This is a genomic window from Eubacterium sp. CAG:156 (assembly GCF_000434315.1).
Lineage (GTDB): Bacteria > Bacillota > Clostridia > Lachnospirales > Lachnospiraceae > Eubacterium_U > Eubacterium_U album.
Genome location: NZ_FR878170.1, coordinates 1 through 17,787, shown reverse-complemented (window position 1 = coordinate 17,787; position 17,787 = coordinate 1). Strand labels below are relative to the sequence as shown.

The following is a 17,787-nucleotide window of genomic DNA, read 5'->3' as shown; positions in this document are numbered from 1 at the left end:
CTTTCCATTTATTGATGTAATACCTTTTAATTCTTCATTATTTGGCACTATCATATTATTGTCATAATTCAGTTTTTCAAGAGCCTTTTCGTAATAATCATTTCGCACCCATACATTTGCTTCACTTTTTCCAATCTGAGTATAATTCTGTAATATATAATTTCTCAAAGATGCGGCATAATCTACATATTTATATCCCCATATATCCATATCCTCAGCGTTAACAATTACTCTTGTTTTATTTTTTTCCAAATCATTAATTACATCCTGTTGAAACTCTTCCATAAACCACGGATGAATATGTACTAACCTTGTTGCCGGCATTCTATTATATGCATTGTAATCATTATATTCATTAAAACCAACCAAAAATATCTTTTCATTCTTTTTAGTTAATGCATTTATATATTTTGCCGTATCAGAAGTTTCTACATATTTAATATTGTTATTATATTCGCTCACTTCATTAAGAGCTGATGTAATCGGTACAATCATAAGAAATGTTAGCATTATTATTGTCACTTTTCGAACATTCCAAACTTCAAATAATAAATACGCTAACATAAATCCCGTCATTGCCAAATACGGTGTTGCATGCATATTTTCATCTGATGACCATATACCAAAACTTCTATTTCCCATTGCTATAATGGTAACAAACATAAGTATTCCATATATTTTCCCTTTTCGACTCATTTCTATGCAAAAAAGAATATTAACTACTACATACACCAAAATTATTACACTTGAATAAAGCGATACTGTTAATTGTTGTATTGCCTTCCAAATCATACTTCCATATCCAAAAAACGGAGCAATAACAGTTTTAAATATTCCTGAGAAATTAACATATTTTCCGTACACTTCCTGATTAAATTTATATGCCTGGTAAAACCATTCTTCTACTGAATTAGTTTTTAATAAATAAACCATCCATATTATAAAAGGAATTGCTATTATCACACTGGTTCTTATAATCTCATTCATTATATTTTTTTTATTTTCACTACTTTTTAATTGTTCAATATAAATTATGATAAATATAAGTGCCATAAAAAATATTGTCCATACCGCAGTCATAGCACAGACAATTGCTAACCATGTGCTAATTGAAATAAAAATTGTTGAACTTAGTTTTAATTTTTTTGTTTTAAAAAATAAGAACAATTCACACATAATCACCATAAACGCGATAATTTCTATCTGCTCAGCCAACAATGTATGTCCTTTAGAAATACTAAACATAGACAAATACATAAATACAAAAGTTGGAATTATCCACAATGAAAATATATTTTTGTATCTAAAATACATAACTATCCACGACAAAAATATTAATAAATAAAAGCATGTACGTATTTCCTGAATTTCCGTAAAGCCTAACTTTACAATAATTCCAACAATGTAATACATCCCCGGCATATGTTGGGATATATAATCTTTATATATAACCCCGCCACGGCTTAATATTTTTCCTCCTAAAAAATTGTCTGATTCATCTAAAAACGGTCTATATGTTCTATACTGCATAAGTATTAATAATGCCAATAGCATTAACCCCATAGCTATTATGTCATTCTTCCCAATATGAAGTTCATTTTTTAGTTTCATAAATTTATTACCAACCATATCTTTCATTTTTTACCACGCTTTATTTTTTAATTATACTTTTACTCATTTGCATTTCTATTTTAGTATCTTTTATATTATGCATTTATACCTAATCGTCATATTAAATACATTGCTTCATTATAGCAAACCACCTTATATATGTGAATCTTTTTTTCGGCAAAAAAAGAACTATAACTTATAAAGTCATAGTTCTTTTTATTTTAATCCGCGCGCTTTGTTTTGTGAAAATCTCATAGACGTTACCTCTACAGTTAACTCAGCTCAGGCACCCTCGCGTCACACGAAAGGTTTTGCTTAGTGCTGCTCCATTCCTGACCTGACACGATTCACAAATTTCCGTTGCACAAGACCCAAGCGTCAACATCACTTATAAAGGGCAGCTCTACAAAATAGACCCGACGCAAAGCATCACCCCTGCTGTAGCGGATTGCAGGTACAGGGCACCGCTATCTCCCCGGCTGCGCGGAAGTTTTAAACTTATTCAATTACAGACATTTAGTATACATTATTTTATTTTACTTTGTCAACGTAAAATAATACTAAATGAAACTACTTTTTATTTCTAAGATTTCTAAAAAACTCCTTAAGTAACATGCTGCACTCTTCTTCAAGAATTCCATTTTCACTTTCTACCTGATGATTGAAAGCATCTACATTAAACAAATTCATAATAGAACCGGCACAACCTGCCTTGGGATTCATACAACCTATGTAAACTTTTTTTACCCTTGCCTGTACAATTGCACCGGCACACATTTGACACGGTTCTGTTGTTACATACATTTCACAGTCATCAAGTCTCCAGTCGTCTAACACCTTATTTGCTTTTTTTATTGCATTCAATTCTGCATGACTCAAAGCATTTTTATCTGTCATTCTTCTATTATAGCCTCTACCTATAATTTTATCTTTATAAACAATTACGCAACCTATCGGTACCTCACCTATTGAAGCAGCTTTTTTTGCCTGCTTAATTGCCTCTTTCATGTATTTTTCATTCATTGGCAATGCTCCTAATTTACATATACAAGTTGTGAATTCCTATTAAATTTGTCCATCTGATAATCAAATAATTCTTTTGGATGATCATTCAATTCATCCTCCATTTTTGCAAAAAAAGCATATCCATCCTGCTCTGTTCCAAATATATAAATTCCATCAATATCATTTATATCAAATTCAGCTTCCCGCAATTTTTTCGAACTAATCACGGTATTGAATTTACATATTTCATTAAATGGTGTCATTGTGCCAACCTTATATCCGGATACAAATCCCTGATTTCTTTTAAGCAGGCATATTTCCATATTCTCAGCACCATATTCTACCGGAACTTTAATGGATACATTCAACTTATAATTATCATCTCTTCCCCTGATTCTGGCAAATCCTACATTTCTGCCCTTTACTCCTCTTTTGTAAGAATAAATGTAAAAAACTCGTTTTGTATTAATCATGGCCTCACTCCTTCTTTAAAATTATATGAAGCCAAAACAATTTTTATGAGTAATTATTTAAAATATTGTGAAATCGTATTCCATATATCGTCTGACTCTAATCCTAATTTCCAATATCCTGCCCCGGCAATTTCGTACTTGTTCATTAACTCAAGTCTTGCCTTTACTGAAGTCTCATCTTCGAGCCAAATCATGTATGTACTGTTTCCTTTTTCATAAACAACATAATTTTGTCCTGTTTCTTCATTATAACTAGGTGTAGCCCCTGCTTCTGTATACGCTTCTTTTGCCGCATCCATTGAAACAGCCTTTGTTGACAAAACATAATTACCATTTGCAGCATCTTCGATTAATTTTCCATTTCCATCTGATTCGTCCTCAGGAGTTTCCGTCCATATTCTTGTATAAAATGGCATTCCATTAATTACTCTTGAAGCATCTCCCACTTCATCAATTGTATTTTTTAAACCTTCTTCCGTAAATGTCAATGATGATACTGATCCTGCCTCATTACTTGAAGTTGTATGTTCGTCATAATTCATTACAACAACATAATCTGCTAATCTTCCCTGCTGATTTCTGTCATAAAATTCTGTCCATGCAGACGGCTGATAATTGTCTATTGATAAAACTATACCTTTCTTTCTGCATTCAATTGACAATTCTCTCAAGAACTGTAAATATCCGGCTCCCTCAGAAACATTTATATATTCAAAATCTACATTAATTCCATCTAAATCATATAATGATGCATATTTCATTATATTAGAAACCATCTTTTGTCTTGCTTTTGTATTATTTACAACTGTTTTTATATAATAATCTCCATTGCCATCTGTTTCAAAATCACTTACAAGTCCCCATACATCAAGTCCAGCACTATGTGCCTTCTTTACATAATCCGCTGAGCCTATTGATGACACTTCTCCCTTCGAATCACTTACGCTAAACCATGTTGGTGAAATAACATTAAGACCTTTAGCGTTTTTTATCATGTCACTTAACCCTGAATTACTTGATGAATACATAACCTGATGCCATGCAAGGCTTATCTTTTTATCTAAGACATTATGCGTATATGTATCATAATCATTTTTATATGAAACTTTTGTTGTTTTTCCTACTTTAACTCTCTTATTTAAAATATAACCTATAACTCCATCGTCTGTAGCAACTTTATCCCATTCATCACCTTTATCTAAAATTGTGAGTTTTGTATCAGCCTTTACGTCACTAACAATATCAGCCATATAATCTGCATCTGTTCTAATCTGAGTATTTTTCTTTACAGTGCCATTTTTATCCTCACGGCTTTTTGTATTAACTACAACAACTGCAGGCTTATCCCCATTTGCTTTTGCATATTTATAATCAAAATCAATGTATTTGCTTATATATTTTAAATTTACATAACATATCTCACCATCCATAACTGATGATGTAAAATCAAGATTTTCTTTTGTACCGCCTGTAACTTCATTGCTGCCTACAGGGCTTGTATATATTGTAGTTGCATTAGTATACATAACTGTATTTTCCGTACTGTCATAGTAAAATCTGTCATCAATATATTTTTTCACTCCACTTATATCCATATAAGTATCGCCATCTTTTTCAAATGCATATTTATTTACATATTCATTATCACAGACAACTGCTGCCATTTCATTTCCATCTGCAGATGTCGCTGTAACCTCATTTCCATCATCATCTGTATAATGAAGCATCATATAATCATTCAAAGTAACATATTCTTTACTTGTTTCCGGTCCAAAACATCCTGTCATTGTTATTGCCATGGCTGAGATTGTAGCCATTGTCATTATATACTTTATGCTCTTTCTCACTTGTTCTTCCTCCTCTGTGAATATCTTCCTAAATTGAACACTACTATAGGCTTACTAATTTATTATGCATATTTTTGATATTCACATCATTTTATTAGCATTTTTTTTGCAAATATTTAACTACTACATCATAACATATATATAACATAATTTCATCTTTATATATCTTAAGATTTAATAACTTTTGTTTAATTTCAGACTATATTTTGGTATAATTAAATCAATTAGTATGAGCGGAAAATACATATTTATTTGTATGAAAAATTTCAAATTTATCCAGCTGTTCAAAGCTGTGAGAGGAGGGATTTATATGGCAAAAACTTTTAAATCTGGTGTAACTTTATTAATCCTTACATTTTTTTGTTCTACATTTATTTTTGGAAATAGTGCAATTTTAAAAAATGTAAATGCGGCAGCAAAAATCAATCAAAGTAGCTCTTCCACTCAGATAGCTTCCGTCAAATATAAAATAAAGGATGGAACTATTACCATTTATGGAAAAGGTAAAATGCCTAACTCAATGACATTTAAAAAGAACAGACAAATACATACCGTTATTATAAGAAATGGCGTTACATCTGTTTCTAAATACGCATTTTATAATTGCAAAAATCTGCAAAAAATTAAGCTTCCAAACACTTTGAAAGTCATAGATTGTTACGCTTTTTACGGAACAAAAATAAAAAAGATTGTAGTACCAAACACTGTTAGCACTATTGGGCAATGTGCATTTTCTTCTTGTGATTCATTGTCTAAATTATCAGTTCCCGGAAATTATAATGTTAAGACACTCCCGGGGGATGATGCATACGATTCCATAAGCGGAGATACTGTAATTGAAACAGTTAAGTTTTCATCGTCTCTTAAGTTAGATGTAGTTTCAACAGTAAAAACAGACAATCTTGTAGTTTACAAAAAAGACCCTGCATATAAATCTATAAATGGTATAATTTATTCTAAAAATGGTTTGAACATAGTTCGTGTTCCTTCTGAAAGAACTGAACTAATTATTGAAGATGGTTGTCAGGAATTTAACCTTCAGTCTATTCTTTATGCCCAGACAGATTCGTCTTCCGATGCTTACGCATGCTGTACTAATCTTACAAAACTAGTGATTCCCGGAAGCGTTACAACCATAGAAAAAGATAAATATTTTGCTAAGGCCTCTGTTTCTCAGACCTCTGTAACTGACATTGCAATTGGATCAGACACACTTGATTCCTTAAGCATTTCTACTCTTTACAGTTCATTAGCCCGCATAGATATTTATCATCTTTCACTGGCTCTTGGCAATAAACTGAGATTTGAAAATGGTATGTTTATTACAAACGACAATGTTGTTATCGGTTATAACGGCAGACTTTCGACTGTTGAAATTCCCGAGGGAGTAACAGAAATTGCTCCTAACGCATTTAATTCATATGTAACAGACTCAAGATACTCTTTTAAAAAAGTTATACTTCCATCTACTCTTTTAAAAATTGGAGATGATGCCTTTAATGGTTGCATATATCTTTCGGAAATTAATTTTCCTGACAAATTATATTATATAGGAAATCGTGCTTTTAGATTATGTAATTTTAAAAGCATAACACTTCCTGAAACTGTTCTTACATGGGGTGACTATGTATTTGCTGATAACGCTATTGAAACTATAAACTTTCCTTTAAACCTTAAGACAATTCCAAATCATATGTTTAGTCGCAATAGTATTTCTGATTTAACTTTAGGCGATAATATTGAAATAATTGGTGAAGGTGCATTTGAAAATAATCCACTCACAAATGTGTCTTTTGGACATGGTATTAAAACTATTGGCAACTCATCTTTTGCTTATACTTTATTAAAGAATATAACCCTTCCATATTCCGTGACAAATATTGAAAGTTTTGCATTTAGCAATTGTTCTGATTTTAAAAATATTACAATTAACGGTAACAAGCTTTCTATTTCGGATACAGCTTTTGATGGTTGTAATAATTTGAGAATATGTTATTCTGCCGGAATTAAATCTGCAAAAACAAATGCCTATATTTCTTTATTAAGTCAGTTTAAAAACAAGAAAAAATTTTCAGGCACAATCCATTGGAATCAGGTTACCGGAGCATCAGGATATCAGATAAGATATGCTACAAATAAAAACTTCAAAAAATACAAGGCTATGGATGTTGGCAGAAAAAACACTTCAGCAAAAGTTGTATTAAACGGAAGAATTAATACGGATTCAAACAATCCGTCAAAACAATATTTATATGTAAAAATCAGACCTTTTAAAATTGTTAAAGGTAAACGTATTTATGGAAAATGGTGTATATGTTCTCTATAAAATAAATTAGCAAAAAACTAAGAGCCCGTTATTATAATAATTGTTCAAATACATTATCTGACAAATATTATTATATATAACCGGCTCTTTTATTTGTTTAAGGGAAATTCCGTATACTCCGTATTATAAAAGGTCAAACTATTAATACTTTAAATAATAATTGTGATATATATTAACATTTCATAAAACTTATTAATAGTAAGTCGTTGCATATCGGCATTCCAATAGTTGCAAAGAAGTGTTCTTACCCATATTATAACATATACTCCTTCTTTCATTTATTATACACATATTGTATAAAATACGCAACATTAATTTAGAACGACTTGTTAAAAAATACAATCCGCAGGCGTCAAAGTTGGGGCTTTTGACCCTAACATCTTATTTATCATATATATCATATATTTTTCATTTTTTTGACATATTGTGTTCTTTTTTGACGTATAATATAAATATAAATAAGAATATTTTGTCAAATATCCTTATTTTATATTGAAACTTTTCCATATTTGCAATATATTACATATTAAAATATGGATGAAAACTTTACATATTTTTTTATAGTGGATATAATAAACTATACGAATCTAAACTGTTAGCGAGGTGATTTTATGAAAATTGAAAAAATCAATGATAAGCAGATTCGTTGCACAATAAGCCGTGCTGATTTAGAAGACAGACATATTAAATTCAGTGAATTGGCTTTTGGGGCAGGGAAAACAAAGGAACTTTTTCAAGATATGATGCGTCAGGCCAATGAGGATTTTGGATTTGAAGTAAACGACAAACCTCTTATGGTTGAAGCAATTCCGGTTTCTCCTGAAAATATCGTTTTATTGATTACAAAAGTTGAAGATGGAGATGACCGCGGAAGCAGTTTAGCTAAATTATTTTCTTCTAATAAAGAGGAAGATGCTTTTGATCCATTTGACGATATTAATCCGGAAGAATTAGACAACATTGTTTCATCTGTAAAGGACGAAGTATCGGATAATTCCGGTGATTCTGACTTGCTTTACAATATTTCAATATATGATAATTTAAGCGATGTGATTACTGTAACAAAGTTAATCATGCCTTATTTTAAAGGAGATAGTTCTGTATATAAATCTCCATATAACAATAAATATTATTTATCTATATGCTTAGAATCAACTGAGCCTTCAGTATTAAATAAAATTTTAGGATTTATCACAGAACACGGTCAAATTGAAAGTGCAACGTATGCAAAAGATTTATTTTATCTTGAACATTTTGAAGAAATACTTGATGACAAAGCTGTAGAGAAATTATCAGCTTTATAAAATAAGACTCCTACATTTGTTCTCATAACTGTGGAGTTCTATGATATCAAATAAAGTGCATTTGGCGCCGTCGGTTCAGATATTCGGTGCATAGACCGGCTGAAACTTTAGGTTTCAAAGTCGGTCTGTGTGCTGAATATTTAGAACTGCTACGAGCGACAAGCAGCGCGAGCGTTCTTTATTGATATCATAGAACTTCACAAGAATAAGATACAAATGTGGGAGTTTTTTTGGTTCTTTGTCAAGCATGGAGAAATCCAAAGTTTAGAACCTTTTTTACCTTGTTGCTTCATACATTAATATTGATGTTGCAATTGCCGCATTTAGTGATTCTACTTTTCCTGCCATAGGGATTTTAATTAGTTTGTCTGCTTTATTTGCTACTTCATCACTTAATCCATTTGCTTCGTTTCCAATTAATAAAGCACAATCCTTTGTAAGTGTTCCTGAATTATATAATTCACCCTTTAAATGTGCTGCAAAACATGTTATACCATCTTCTCTTAATATATCTACTGCTTTAGGCAAATCAGCTACTATTACAAATGGCACTCTATAAATTGACCCCATCGTAGAACGTATAACTTTTGGATTATAAATATCTGCAGTTGAACTACTCATAATTATTCCTGTAATTCCGGCAGCTTCGCCTGTTCTTACTATTGTTCCGAGATTCCCGGGATCCTGAATTCTATCAAGTACAACAATACAGCTTTTTTCTTTATTTCTTGATTTTATTATATCTTCAATAGAATATGTTTTTTGTCTTACAACAGCTAATATTCCCTGTGGCGTTACTGTATCTGATATTTTTTTGAATACACTATCGCTAACAAGTTGAACATCTTCTTTTAAATTATTTTTCCTAAAATAATCTGATATTTCTTCTTTTCTTTTTTCATAAAAGTTTTCAGAAGCATAAGCCTTAATAAAATCTTCTTTTGGTATTTCCTGAAACATTTTAATTCCTTCTACAATAAATGTTCCTGAAGTTTTTCTGGCTTTGCTCTTATCCTTTAAATGAATTAAATTCTTTATCTGTTCATTTGTATTTGATGTGATTATCATTTTTTAGCCCTCTTTAAATACTTTTAATAATTTCTCATTATCACCAATTACAATTATTGATTCCTGATCTCCAAAAGGTTTATCCGCATCTATATTATTTTTATAAACACCATTTACCTTCTCTGCTATTACATTGAATCCAAATTTCTTTCTCGGATTTAATTCTATTAAGCTTTTACCAATCCATTCTTTTGGAATCTTAGTTTCAATTATGCTAAATTCATCTGACAAATCAGCAATATCCTGAAAATGCCCTCCACTTGCCATTCCATTTGCAAGCCTTTTTCCAGTTTCACTTTCCGGTAAAATAACATGATCTGCACCAATTTTCGTCAATACATCTGCCTGCAATTTGTCCATCGCCGAAGCAATAATGTATGGAACCCCTAAAGATTTGCATATTGTAGTAACAATTATGCTTGCCTCAAAATTATTTCCAAGGGCAACTACTACCGCATCTACATTATTGATTCCTAGATTTTCTACAACATTTTCCTCTGTAACATCGGCTCTTATGGCATATGTCACATCATCTGAGATTCCATCTACTCTTTCCTGACGTCTATCAATTGCAAAAACTTTTCCACCTTTTCTTGAATAAGTTACTGCAAATGTTTTTCCTAATTTTCCAATACCAAAAACTGCTACATCCTTCATTTTATGCTCCTTCTAATTCATTTGCTTAAAATTTTATCCAATCATTACTCTCTTTTCAGGATAATTCTTTATCTTTCTGTCTTTTCTTGCTCTGCCTGTCATAGCCATGGCAATAGTTATAGGTCCTACTCTTCCAAAGAACATAAGCACTATTATAATAAGTTTTCCTATAGCTGTAAGACTTGCTGTAAAATCCATACTAAGTCCAACTGTTCCAAGAGCCGAAACAGCCTCGAATGTAATCACTTTCAAAGGTGCACCTTCCGTAAAACTTAACGCCATAATTGCTACTGCAAGTATGCTAAGTACTATTGTTCCGATTGCTACTGCGCTTCTGACATTCTGTTTATTTATCCTTCTTCTGCAAACCTCTATATCATCCTTGCCTTTTATAGTTGCCCAGGTTAGTAGAAAAACAAGTGCCAATGTCGTTGTTTTTATTCCACCTGCTGTTCCAAGAGGAGAACCACCAACAATCATCATACCGCACATTATCATAAATGTTCCATCTCTAAATCCTGCCTGTGGCACAGTAATAAATCCTGCTGTTCTAAGCGTTACCGCTTCAAATAAAGCTGCTAAGCATTTATTTCCAAATGTCATATTTCCAAGCGTATCCGGATTATTATATTCAAATAAAAGAATAAATAAAAATCCTCCTCCAACTAAAATGGCTGTCGTAATCAATACAAGCTTTGTATGCAATTTCATTCTTTCTATAAATTTATTTGGTCTCAATTTTTTGTTACGGATTTCACTTATTATGCCACCGATATCAAGCCATACAATAAATCCAATACCACCACATATGATTAACATCACAGTTGTAAAATTGACAAGCACATTTCCATGATACTTAACAAAACTGTCATTTCCAATTATATCTATTCCCGCATTACAAAACGCAGATACCGAATGAAATACGCTGTAACAGATTCCTTTTACTATTCCATATTCAGGAATAAACTGTATGGAATAAAGTATCGCTCCTATTCCTTCTATTTTTACAGTGATTCCAAATATTTTTCTCAATATTTTTAAGACACCCTGTGCCGAATCAAGATTATACGATTCCTGTATCATTTTTCTTTCTTTCAAAGAAATTTTCTTTCCTATTATAATTAGAAATCCAATTGTAAAACTAATAATCCCAAGCCCGCCAAGCTGTATTAATATAAGTATTATTACTTTTCCAAATATGCTCCAGTATGCATATGTAGGCACAACTACAAGCCCTGTTACACATAGGGATGTTGTTGCCGTAAACAATGCCGTAATAAAATCTGTTCCATTTCCACTTGCAGAGGAAACGGGCAACATTAACAATATAGTTCCTACTAAAAGAGCAACTAAAAAGCCGTTAAGAATTATTAAATTTGTATTGAATGTAGCTTTTATAGCTTTATCAACTTTCATTTTTACTCCCAAATATATGACTGATAATTTTATTATTTATCAGTTATTCTAATCTCTTTGTCACAAATGCTACCTCTTTGTTGCAAATGTTACTAAAATATCTTTGTTGCAAATGTTACTAAAATATCTTTGTTGCAAATGTTACTAAAATATCTTTGTTGCAAATGTTACTAAAATATCTTTGTTGCAAATGTTACTAAAATATCTTTGTTGCAAATGTTACTAAAATATCTTTGTTGTAAATGCTACTCTAATATCTTTGTCACAAATGCTACTCTAATACTTTTGTCACAAATTTTTCTCCATACATAGCCTTTAATTTTTCAACTAATGTATCATTTGAATCTACTCTATACATAGCAGGCAACATTTTACTCTGTTTTTCCTTCACAAGATATATTATAACCTTATCTTTTCCCTTATTTTCAGAAAGTAATTCAAACAGCTCTGTTTCCTTATTTGTATAATCATCTTTATCTGCAAATGCAATCCAAAGACTTGTACCATATTCATCAAATACTTTTATATCATTTGCAATAACTTTACCTGCTGCATTTTCTTCTAAGCTTGCCTGTCCGTTAACAAATATCTGATTATCCTCAGCAATCAGTGTTTTATATTTTTCATATTGTCTTGGAAATACAATTACTTCAACAGAACCTAACAAATCTTCTAATGTTAAGAATGCCATAGGCTGCCCCTGTCTTGTATATTTTTTTGTAATTCCGGTAATTATTCCACCTATTGTTACTCTTGCCTTGTCTTCGACTTTTGTATTTTCCTCATCTTCTCCTACTTCAGCAAAATCAGTGGAAATATTTGTAATATGCTTACGCCATCTTGCTTCTTCTTTCTGTAAAGGATGTCCACTAACATAGATTCCTAAAACTTCTTTTTCAAATTCAAGCATCTGGTCACTTGAATACTCACCAACATCAGGCATTTTAATTTCAAAATCTGCTTTATCTTCTTCGCTTACAAAATCAAATAAACTCATTTGACCTGCCATGGTGTTTTTTCTTTCCTGTGCCTCTGAATCCATGATTTGAACATAAACCATCATCATTTGTTTTCTTGTCGCTCCAAGTGAATCCAAAGCCCCTGCCTTAATAAAGTTTTCAACAGCTCTCTTATTAACTCCAAGCGGACTTGTTCTTGAGATAAAATCTTCTAATGATTTATATTTTCCTGCTGCATTTCTTTCCATTACAATCGCATCAATAATATTTTTTCCTACACTTTTAATTGCAGTCAAACCATATCGTATGCAATTTTCAGATACAGAAAATCCGCTTTCTCCTTCATTTATATCCGGAGGAAGTATTTTTATTCCCATTGAGCGGCATGAATAAATATATTCAGATACTTTTTCTGCATTATCCATGACAGATGTAAGCATAGCTGCCATAAATTCTGCCGGATAATAGTATTTCAAATATGCTGTCTGATAGGCAACAACTGCATATGCCGCCGCATGAGACTTGTTGAAAGCATATTTGGCGAAATCAATCATATCATCATAAATTTTATTTGCAGTCTTTTCATCTATTCCATTTGCTATGCAGCCCGGTACATTTTCTTCTTTATTTCCATAAACAAAGTTCTGTCTTTCCTGCTGCATAACGTAATCTTTTTTCTTTGACATGGCTCTTCTAACCAAGTCGCTTCGTCCTAATGTATATCCTGCCAAATCCCTAACTATCTGCATAACCTGTTCCTGATATACAATACAGCCGTAAGTTGGCTCTAATATATGCTCAAGTTGCGGGCAGTCGTAAGTAATTGCTTCCGGATTATTTTTTCCCTCAAGATATTTAGGAATGAAATCCATAGGACCCGGACGATATAGTGATATTCCGGCTATTATATCTTCAAGATTCTGAGGTTTTAATTCCTTCATGAACCCTTTCATACCGCCACTTTCCAACTGGAAAATTCCTTCTGTATTTCCTGTTCCTATAGAAGCCAATACTTTTTTATCATCATAATCTATGCTATGCATATCCAATTTTATATTATGGTCTTTTTCAACAAATCTAACCGCATTCTGAATTACAGTTAAGTTTCTCAATCCTAAAAAGTCCATTTTTAAAAGTCCCAATTCTTCTAATGTTGTCATTATATACTGGGTTGTAATTGAACCGTCACTTGCTCTTGAAAGCGGAACATACTCTTCAACAGGTTTTGCACAAATTACTACACCTGCCGCATGCATTGAAGCATGACGTGGAAGCCCTTCAAGTCTTCGTGACATATCAACAAGATATTTAATCTGTTCATCACTCTCATATAAATCCTTAAACTCTTTACTTTCCTTCAAAGCTCCATCAAGAGTAATGTTCAATTCCTTAGGAATTGTCTTTGCAATTGCATCCACCTGTGCATATGGCATATCAAGTACCCTACCTACATCCCTAAGCACACCTCTGGCTTTTAAAGTTCCAAATGTAACAATCTGAGCGACATGGTCTTTGCCATATTTTCTTCCTACATAATCAATAACTTCCTGCCTTCTTTCGATACAAAAATCAATATCAATATCGGGCATGGACACACGCTCAGGATTTAAAAATCTTTCAAAAAGTAAGTTATATCTAATAGGGTCAATATCCGTAATTTCAAGGCAATACGAAACTATACTTCCTGCTGCCGAACCTCGTCCCGGACCTACTGCAATTCCATTTGTCTTTGCATAATTTATAAAATCCCATACGATAAGGAAGTATTCCACGTATCCCATGGTTTCAATTGTGCTAAGTTCGTAATCTAAGCGTTCTTTCAATTGTCCTAAAGACATCGGGCAATCATAATCAAGCTTTGTATCGACATATCTCTTCTGCAATCCATTATTGCACAATTCTCTCAAATATGTTGCCGGAGTGTAACCTTCAGGCACTTCATAATTAGGAAGTTTTGTAACACCAAATTCAAATGTAACATTACATCTGTCTGCAATCTTCTGCGTATTTTCTAATGCTTCAGGCGCAAATTTAAATAATTCAGCCATCTCTTCGGGACTTTTTAAATAATATTGCCCTCCCTCATATCTCATACGATTTTCATCTGACTGCTTTTTACCTGTCTGGATACACAACAAAATATCATGCGCTTCTACATCGGTATCATAAGTATAATGCACGTCATTTGTGCACACTAACTCAATACCTGTCTCCTGACTCATACGCATAAGCTGCTGATTAACCATACGCTGTTCAGGAATTCCATGGTCCTGCATTTCAAGAAAATAATTGCCTTTTCCAAAAATATCCTGATATTTAAGCGCTGCTTTTTTTCCTTCTTCGTACATTCCTCTTGCCAGATATCTCTGCACCTCACCTGCAAGACATGCACTTAGGCATATTATACCTTCGTGAAATTCCTGTAACACCTCGTAATCTACTCGTGGTTTATAATAAAATCCGTCAACAAATCCTTTTGATACGATTTTTGACAAATTGCTATATCCTTTATTATTTTCGGCAAGCAAAACCAAATGATAGTAACGGTCTTCGCTCTCCCCTGCTTCTTTAGTAAATCTTGAACCCGGTGCAATATAAACCTCACATCCGATAATCGGCTTAATTCCATTGGCATTTGCAGCGCGATAAAAGTCTATCGCCCCATACATAACACCATGGTCAGTAATCGCAAGACTATTCATTCCAAGTTCCTTTGCCCTTGCCGTAATTTCTTTAATTTTACTCGAGCCGTCTAACAAACTAAACTCTGTATGCACATGTAAATGAGCAAAATTCATATGTTAATCTCCTATAAAAAATGTGTTATTGCCTAGCCATTTAATTGTTGGCTGGTCATCGGAAATATCTTTAGAAAATGAACTTCATTCATTTTATTTCCTTATCTCTTTGTAATAATAATCAAAATATCTAAGCAATGAATTTGTCATTAAAAATACTGACACTGTCATCATTGCCAATGCAACATTTTTCGGTATATCTATCCATATAACTAAAACTAATACCATAAAGTCAAGAAATGCCGTGCTTACTTTTCCAAACATTTTCGCGCCCTCAACTTTTCCGCTTTTTTTAATATATATCAGTCCTAAAATTCCCTGTCCCAATTGCTGGACTATAAATATAACCAACACAATCGCCATAAATCTGTATCTGAAAATCAAACTTATAACAACAATTCCCTGAGTAAGTTTATCTGCTATAGGATCAAGAATTTTTCCCCAATCAGTTATCATGTCAAATCTTCTTGCAACTTTTCCGTCAAAGAAATCCGTAAGCGCTGACAGCAATAAAATTCCCGCCGCAATTGCATAATCTTTCATTCCATCTGCGTGAATATATACCATTAAATATACCGGTATTAAAATCAGTCTAAAATATCCCATTAAATTTGGGATTGAAAAATATTCTCTCTTCCAGTCCTTTTTCATAATATCTATCTCCATTTCATTATTCAGGTTTTATCCATAAGTATTTAACAAATGCACATAGTATATGTTATTATAACACAAAAAAGAGCCTGAGGTATATCTCAAGCTCTTTTTATTTTAATCAATTTCTATTCGTCACATTTTAAACCAAATTTTAATAATGCCTCATAAAAATCTATTTGCATTTCCTGTAATGTTTCCCCCTCATGTGAATACATAGTAACTATACTTTTGCATATTCCAGCATCTACCTCTGGGTAGATGTCCTAACAATGCTTGTTTCATATCATTTTCAGTCCAATCACCATCTACTCTTACCTGAGTATCTCCCGCATTATATCCAATTTCTGTAGTAATATCAGCCTTACTACCACCTACCCCATCTATTTTAACAGAACCGGTTTCATCTACATAAAACTTCTTTATTCCTGCCTTGTTATTAGAAAGTATTCTTCTTACACCTGCAATACTATGGCCTATTCCATTAAGAAACGCTCCATCTAATGCTCCTTTTCCGGATGTCTTTATTGCATCCTTCCATGTCATCTGCTTCCCTGCAACATAACTGCCAGCTGCTTGGATGAACGGCCTTATAACAACATACACCATAACATAAAGTATAATGCCAACTATCTTGAAACCACAAGACAAGAGAATAAACTCCATGATAAATATAAACAACTTTACTTGTCGGATGTGCAGAGAAAAGTCATAATGCAGTCGACAGATTCCATACAAGCATAAAAATCCGCTTACACGGCAGTTGTTTTCTGCATAGGCATGCAATTCTTTTTTCCTTATTGATGCAACTAGCTGACTATTAAAGACTAACAGAAAATCAGCGCTATTTCATAATGTTTCTAAGATTATGGAATACCGTTGATTTTTTTGTTTTTTCAATTTATTTTTTCACATTCATATTCGAAAACATTTTTTCTGCTTTGTCCATCTCAATTAGCAATGGATTCATATAATCGCTAAATGCATCCAAATATGCTCTACACCCACCAATAATCATTATTTTTTTAATATCGTCATTATTGTTTAATATTTCTTCAGCCCTCACATATCTATCATATAAAGTTTTTAAAATGGGCCTATCTGGGTCATCTATCAAGCGTTGTTCTAACAATAAAATTACCTTTTCAATTTGTTTTTTTAATTCTAATATAGTGTTCATATAAATGCTCCTTAAGGTTTAATATTTCTAATACTCTTAATCCAATTCAAATCCCAATTTTGTGGCAATAAGATTTGATCCGCGCCTCCTGACAGTCTTGCTCCGCTCATAGTATATTGCTCTCCTACACGTCCTATATTCAAAGTTGTTCCTTTGGGGATAACAATCTCTGCCTCATACCTGAGCGTATTTTTCCACTCTAGTAGTATTGCACTATCAACTTTTGTTTGTACTCTATTTATAGAAGGATTACTTGTCGCAAATGCACCACCAGCTTCCGCATTATATCCAAATGCACGATATACAGTAATTTCCTCATTAGTTACTACAGTACGATATTGCCCATCTTTATAGGTATCAATTAACCAACTCGGCAATTCTTGTTTTTCTACTGCAGTAACCTTGGAATCGATTTTAGTACTATATGCTCCATAAGATGGAGTACTACTCTTACCACCACTTACCCCATCTATTTTAACGGAACCGGTCTCG

14 protein-coding genes and 1 other RNA gene are annotated in these 17,787 nt (G+C 32.5%); 2 read left to right on the top strand and 13 right to left on the bottom strand.

Going from position 1 to position 17,787, the window contains the following annotated elements; translation table 11 throughout:
* The 5 genes from ABMA45_RS07820 to ABMA45_RS07800 all read right to left on the bottom strand — a co-directional run.
* The coding region (locus ABMA45_RS07820) for a hypothetical protein (protein ID WP_348030088.1) at positions 1–1,638 on the bottom strand (1,638 nt) is incomplete at its 3' end.
* A gap of 199 nt (positions 1,639–1,837) precedes the next feature.
* Positions 1,838–2,098: signal recognition particle sRNA large type (gene ffs / locus ABMA45_RS07815), an RNA gene on the bottom strand.
* A gap of 83 nt (positions 2,099–2,181) precedes the next feature.
* A complete protein-coding gene (gene tadA, locus ABMA45_RS07810; RefSeq protein ID WP_117908419.1) occupies positions 2,182–2,640 on the bottom strand; it encodes a tRNA adenosine(34) deaminase TadA in 459 nt (152 codons plus the stop codon).
* Between the two features lie 5 nt (positions 2,641–2,645).
* Positions 2,646–3,089, bottom strand: coding sequence for a hypothetical protein (locus ABMA45_RS07805; RefSeq protein ID WP_022089331.1), 444 nt, complete (start codon positions 3,087–3,089; stop codon positions 2,646–2,648).
* A gap of 53 nt (positions 3,090–3,142) precedes the next feature.
* On the bottom strand, positions 3,143–4,936 hold the full coding sequence (locus ABMA45_RS07800) for a glycosyl hydrolase family 18 protein (RefSeq protein ID WP_022089330.1): 1,794 nt from the start codon (positions 4,934–4,936) through the stop codon (positions 3,143–3,145).
* A gap of 310 nt (positions 4,937–5,246) precedes the next feature.
* On the opposite strand from ABMA45_RS07800, the gene ABMA45_RS07795 reads away from it, so the two are divergent.
* Both ABMA45_RS07795 and ABMA45_RS07790 read left to right on the top strand, forming a co-directional pair.
* The gene (locus ABMA45_RS07795) at positions 5,247–7,262 is read left to right on the top strand and encodes a leucine-rich repeat domain-containing protein (protein WP_022089329.1); all 2,016 of its coding nucleotides are present in this window, start codon (positions 5,247–5,249) and stop codon (positions 7,260–7,262) included.
* A 611-nt stretch (positions 7,263–7,873) separates the two neighbouring features.
* Complete coding sequence (locus tag ABMA45_RS07790) at positions 7,874–8,566, top strand: adaptor protein MecA (protein WP_022089328.1); 693 nt, start codon at positions 7,874–7,876, stop codon at positions 8,564–8,566.
* 276 nt (positions 8,567–8,842) lie between these two features.
* On the opposite strand, the gene rlmB is transcribed toward ABMA45_RS07790, so the two are convergent.
* The 8 genes from rlmB to ABMA45_RS07750 form a co-directional block, all read right to left on the bottom strand.
* Positions 8,843–9,634, bottom strand: coding sequence for a 23S rRNA (guanosine(2251)-2'-O)-methyltransferase RlmB (gene rlmB, locus ABMA45_RS07785; RefSeq protein WP_022089327.1), 792 nt, complete (start codon positions 9,632–9,634; stop codon positions 8,843–8,845).
* Between the two features lie 3 nt (positions 9,635–9,637).
* On the bottom strand, positions 9,638–10,291 hold the full coding sequence (locus tag ABMA45_RS07780; RefSeq protein WP_022089326.1) for a potassium channel family protein: 654 nt from the start codon (positions 10,289–10,291) through the stop codon (positions 9,638–9,640).
* 33 nt (positions 10,292–10,324) lie between these two features.
* Positions 10,325–11,707 carry a TrkH family potassium uptake protein gene (locus ABMA45_RS07775; RefSeq protein WP_022089325.1) on the bottom strand — a complete coding sequence of 461 codons (1,383 nt, stop codon included), beginning with the start codon at positions 11,705–11,707 and terminating at the stop codon, positions 10,325–10,327.
* A 271-nt stretch (positions 11,708–11,978) separates the two neighbouring features.
* The gene (locus tag ABMA45_RS07770; protein ID WP_022089324.1) at positions 11,979–15,464 is read right to left on the bottom strand and encodes a DNA polymerase III subunit alpha; all 3,486 of its coding nucleotides are present in this window, start codon (positions 15,462–15,464) and stop codon (positions 11,979–11,981) included.
* A 93-nt stretch (positions 15,465–15,557) separates the two neighbouring features.
* Positions 15,558–16,115, bottom strand: a complete 558-nt coding sequence (locus ABMA45_RS07765; protein WP_022089323.1) for a CDP-alcohol phosphatidyltransferase family protein — start codon at positions 16,113–16,115, stop codon at positions 15,558–15,560.
* 204 nt (positions 16,116–16,319) lie between these two features.
* Complete coding sequence (locus ABMA45_RS07760) at positions 16,320–16,661, bottom strand: hypothetical protein (RefSeq protein WP_348030083.1); 342 nt, start codon at positions 16,659–16,661, stop codon at positions 16,320–16,322.
* 355 nt (positions 16,662–17,016) lie between these two features.
* Positions 17,017–17,295 carry a hypothetical protein gene (locus ABMA45_RS07755; RefSeq protein ID WP_022089321.1) on the bottom strand — a complete coding sequence of 93 codons (279 nt, stop codon included), beginning with the start codon at positions 17,293–17,295 and terminating at the stop codon, positions 17,017–17,019.
* Positions 17,296–17,306: 11 nt separating this feature from the next.
* The coding region (locus ABMA45_RS07750) for a hypothetical protein (protein WP_348030080.1) at positions 17,307–17,787 on the bottom strand (481 nt) is incomplete at its 5' end.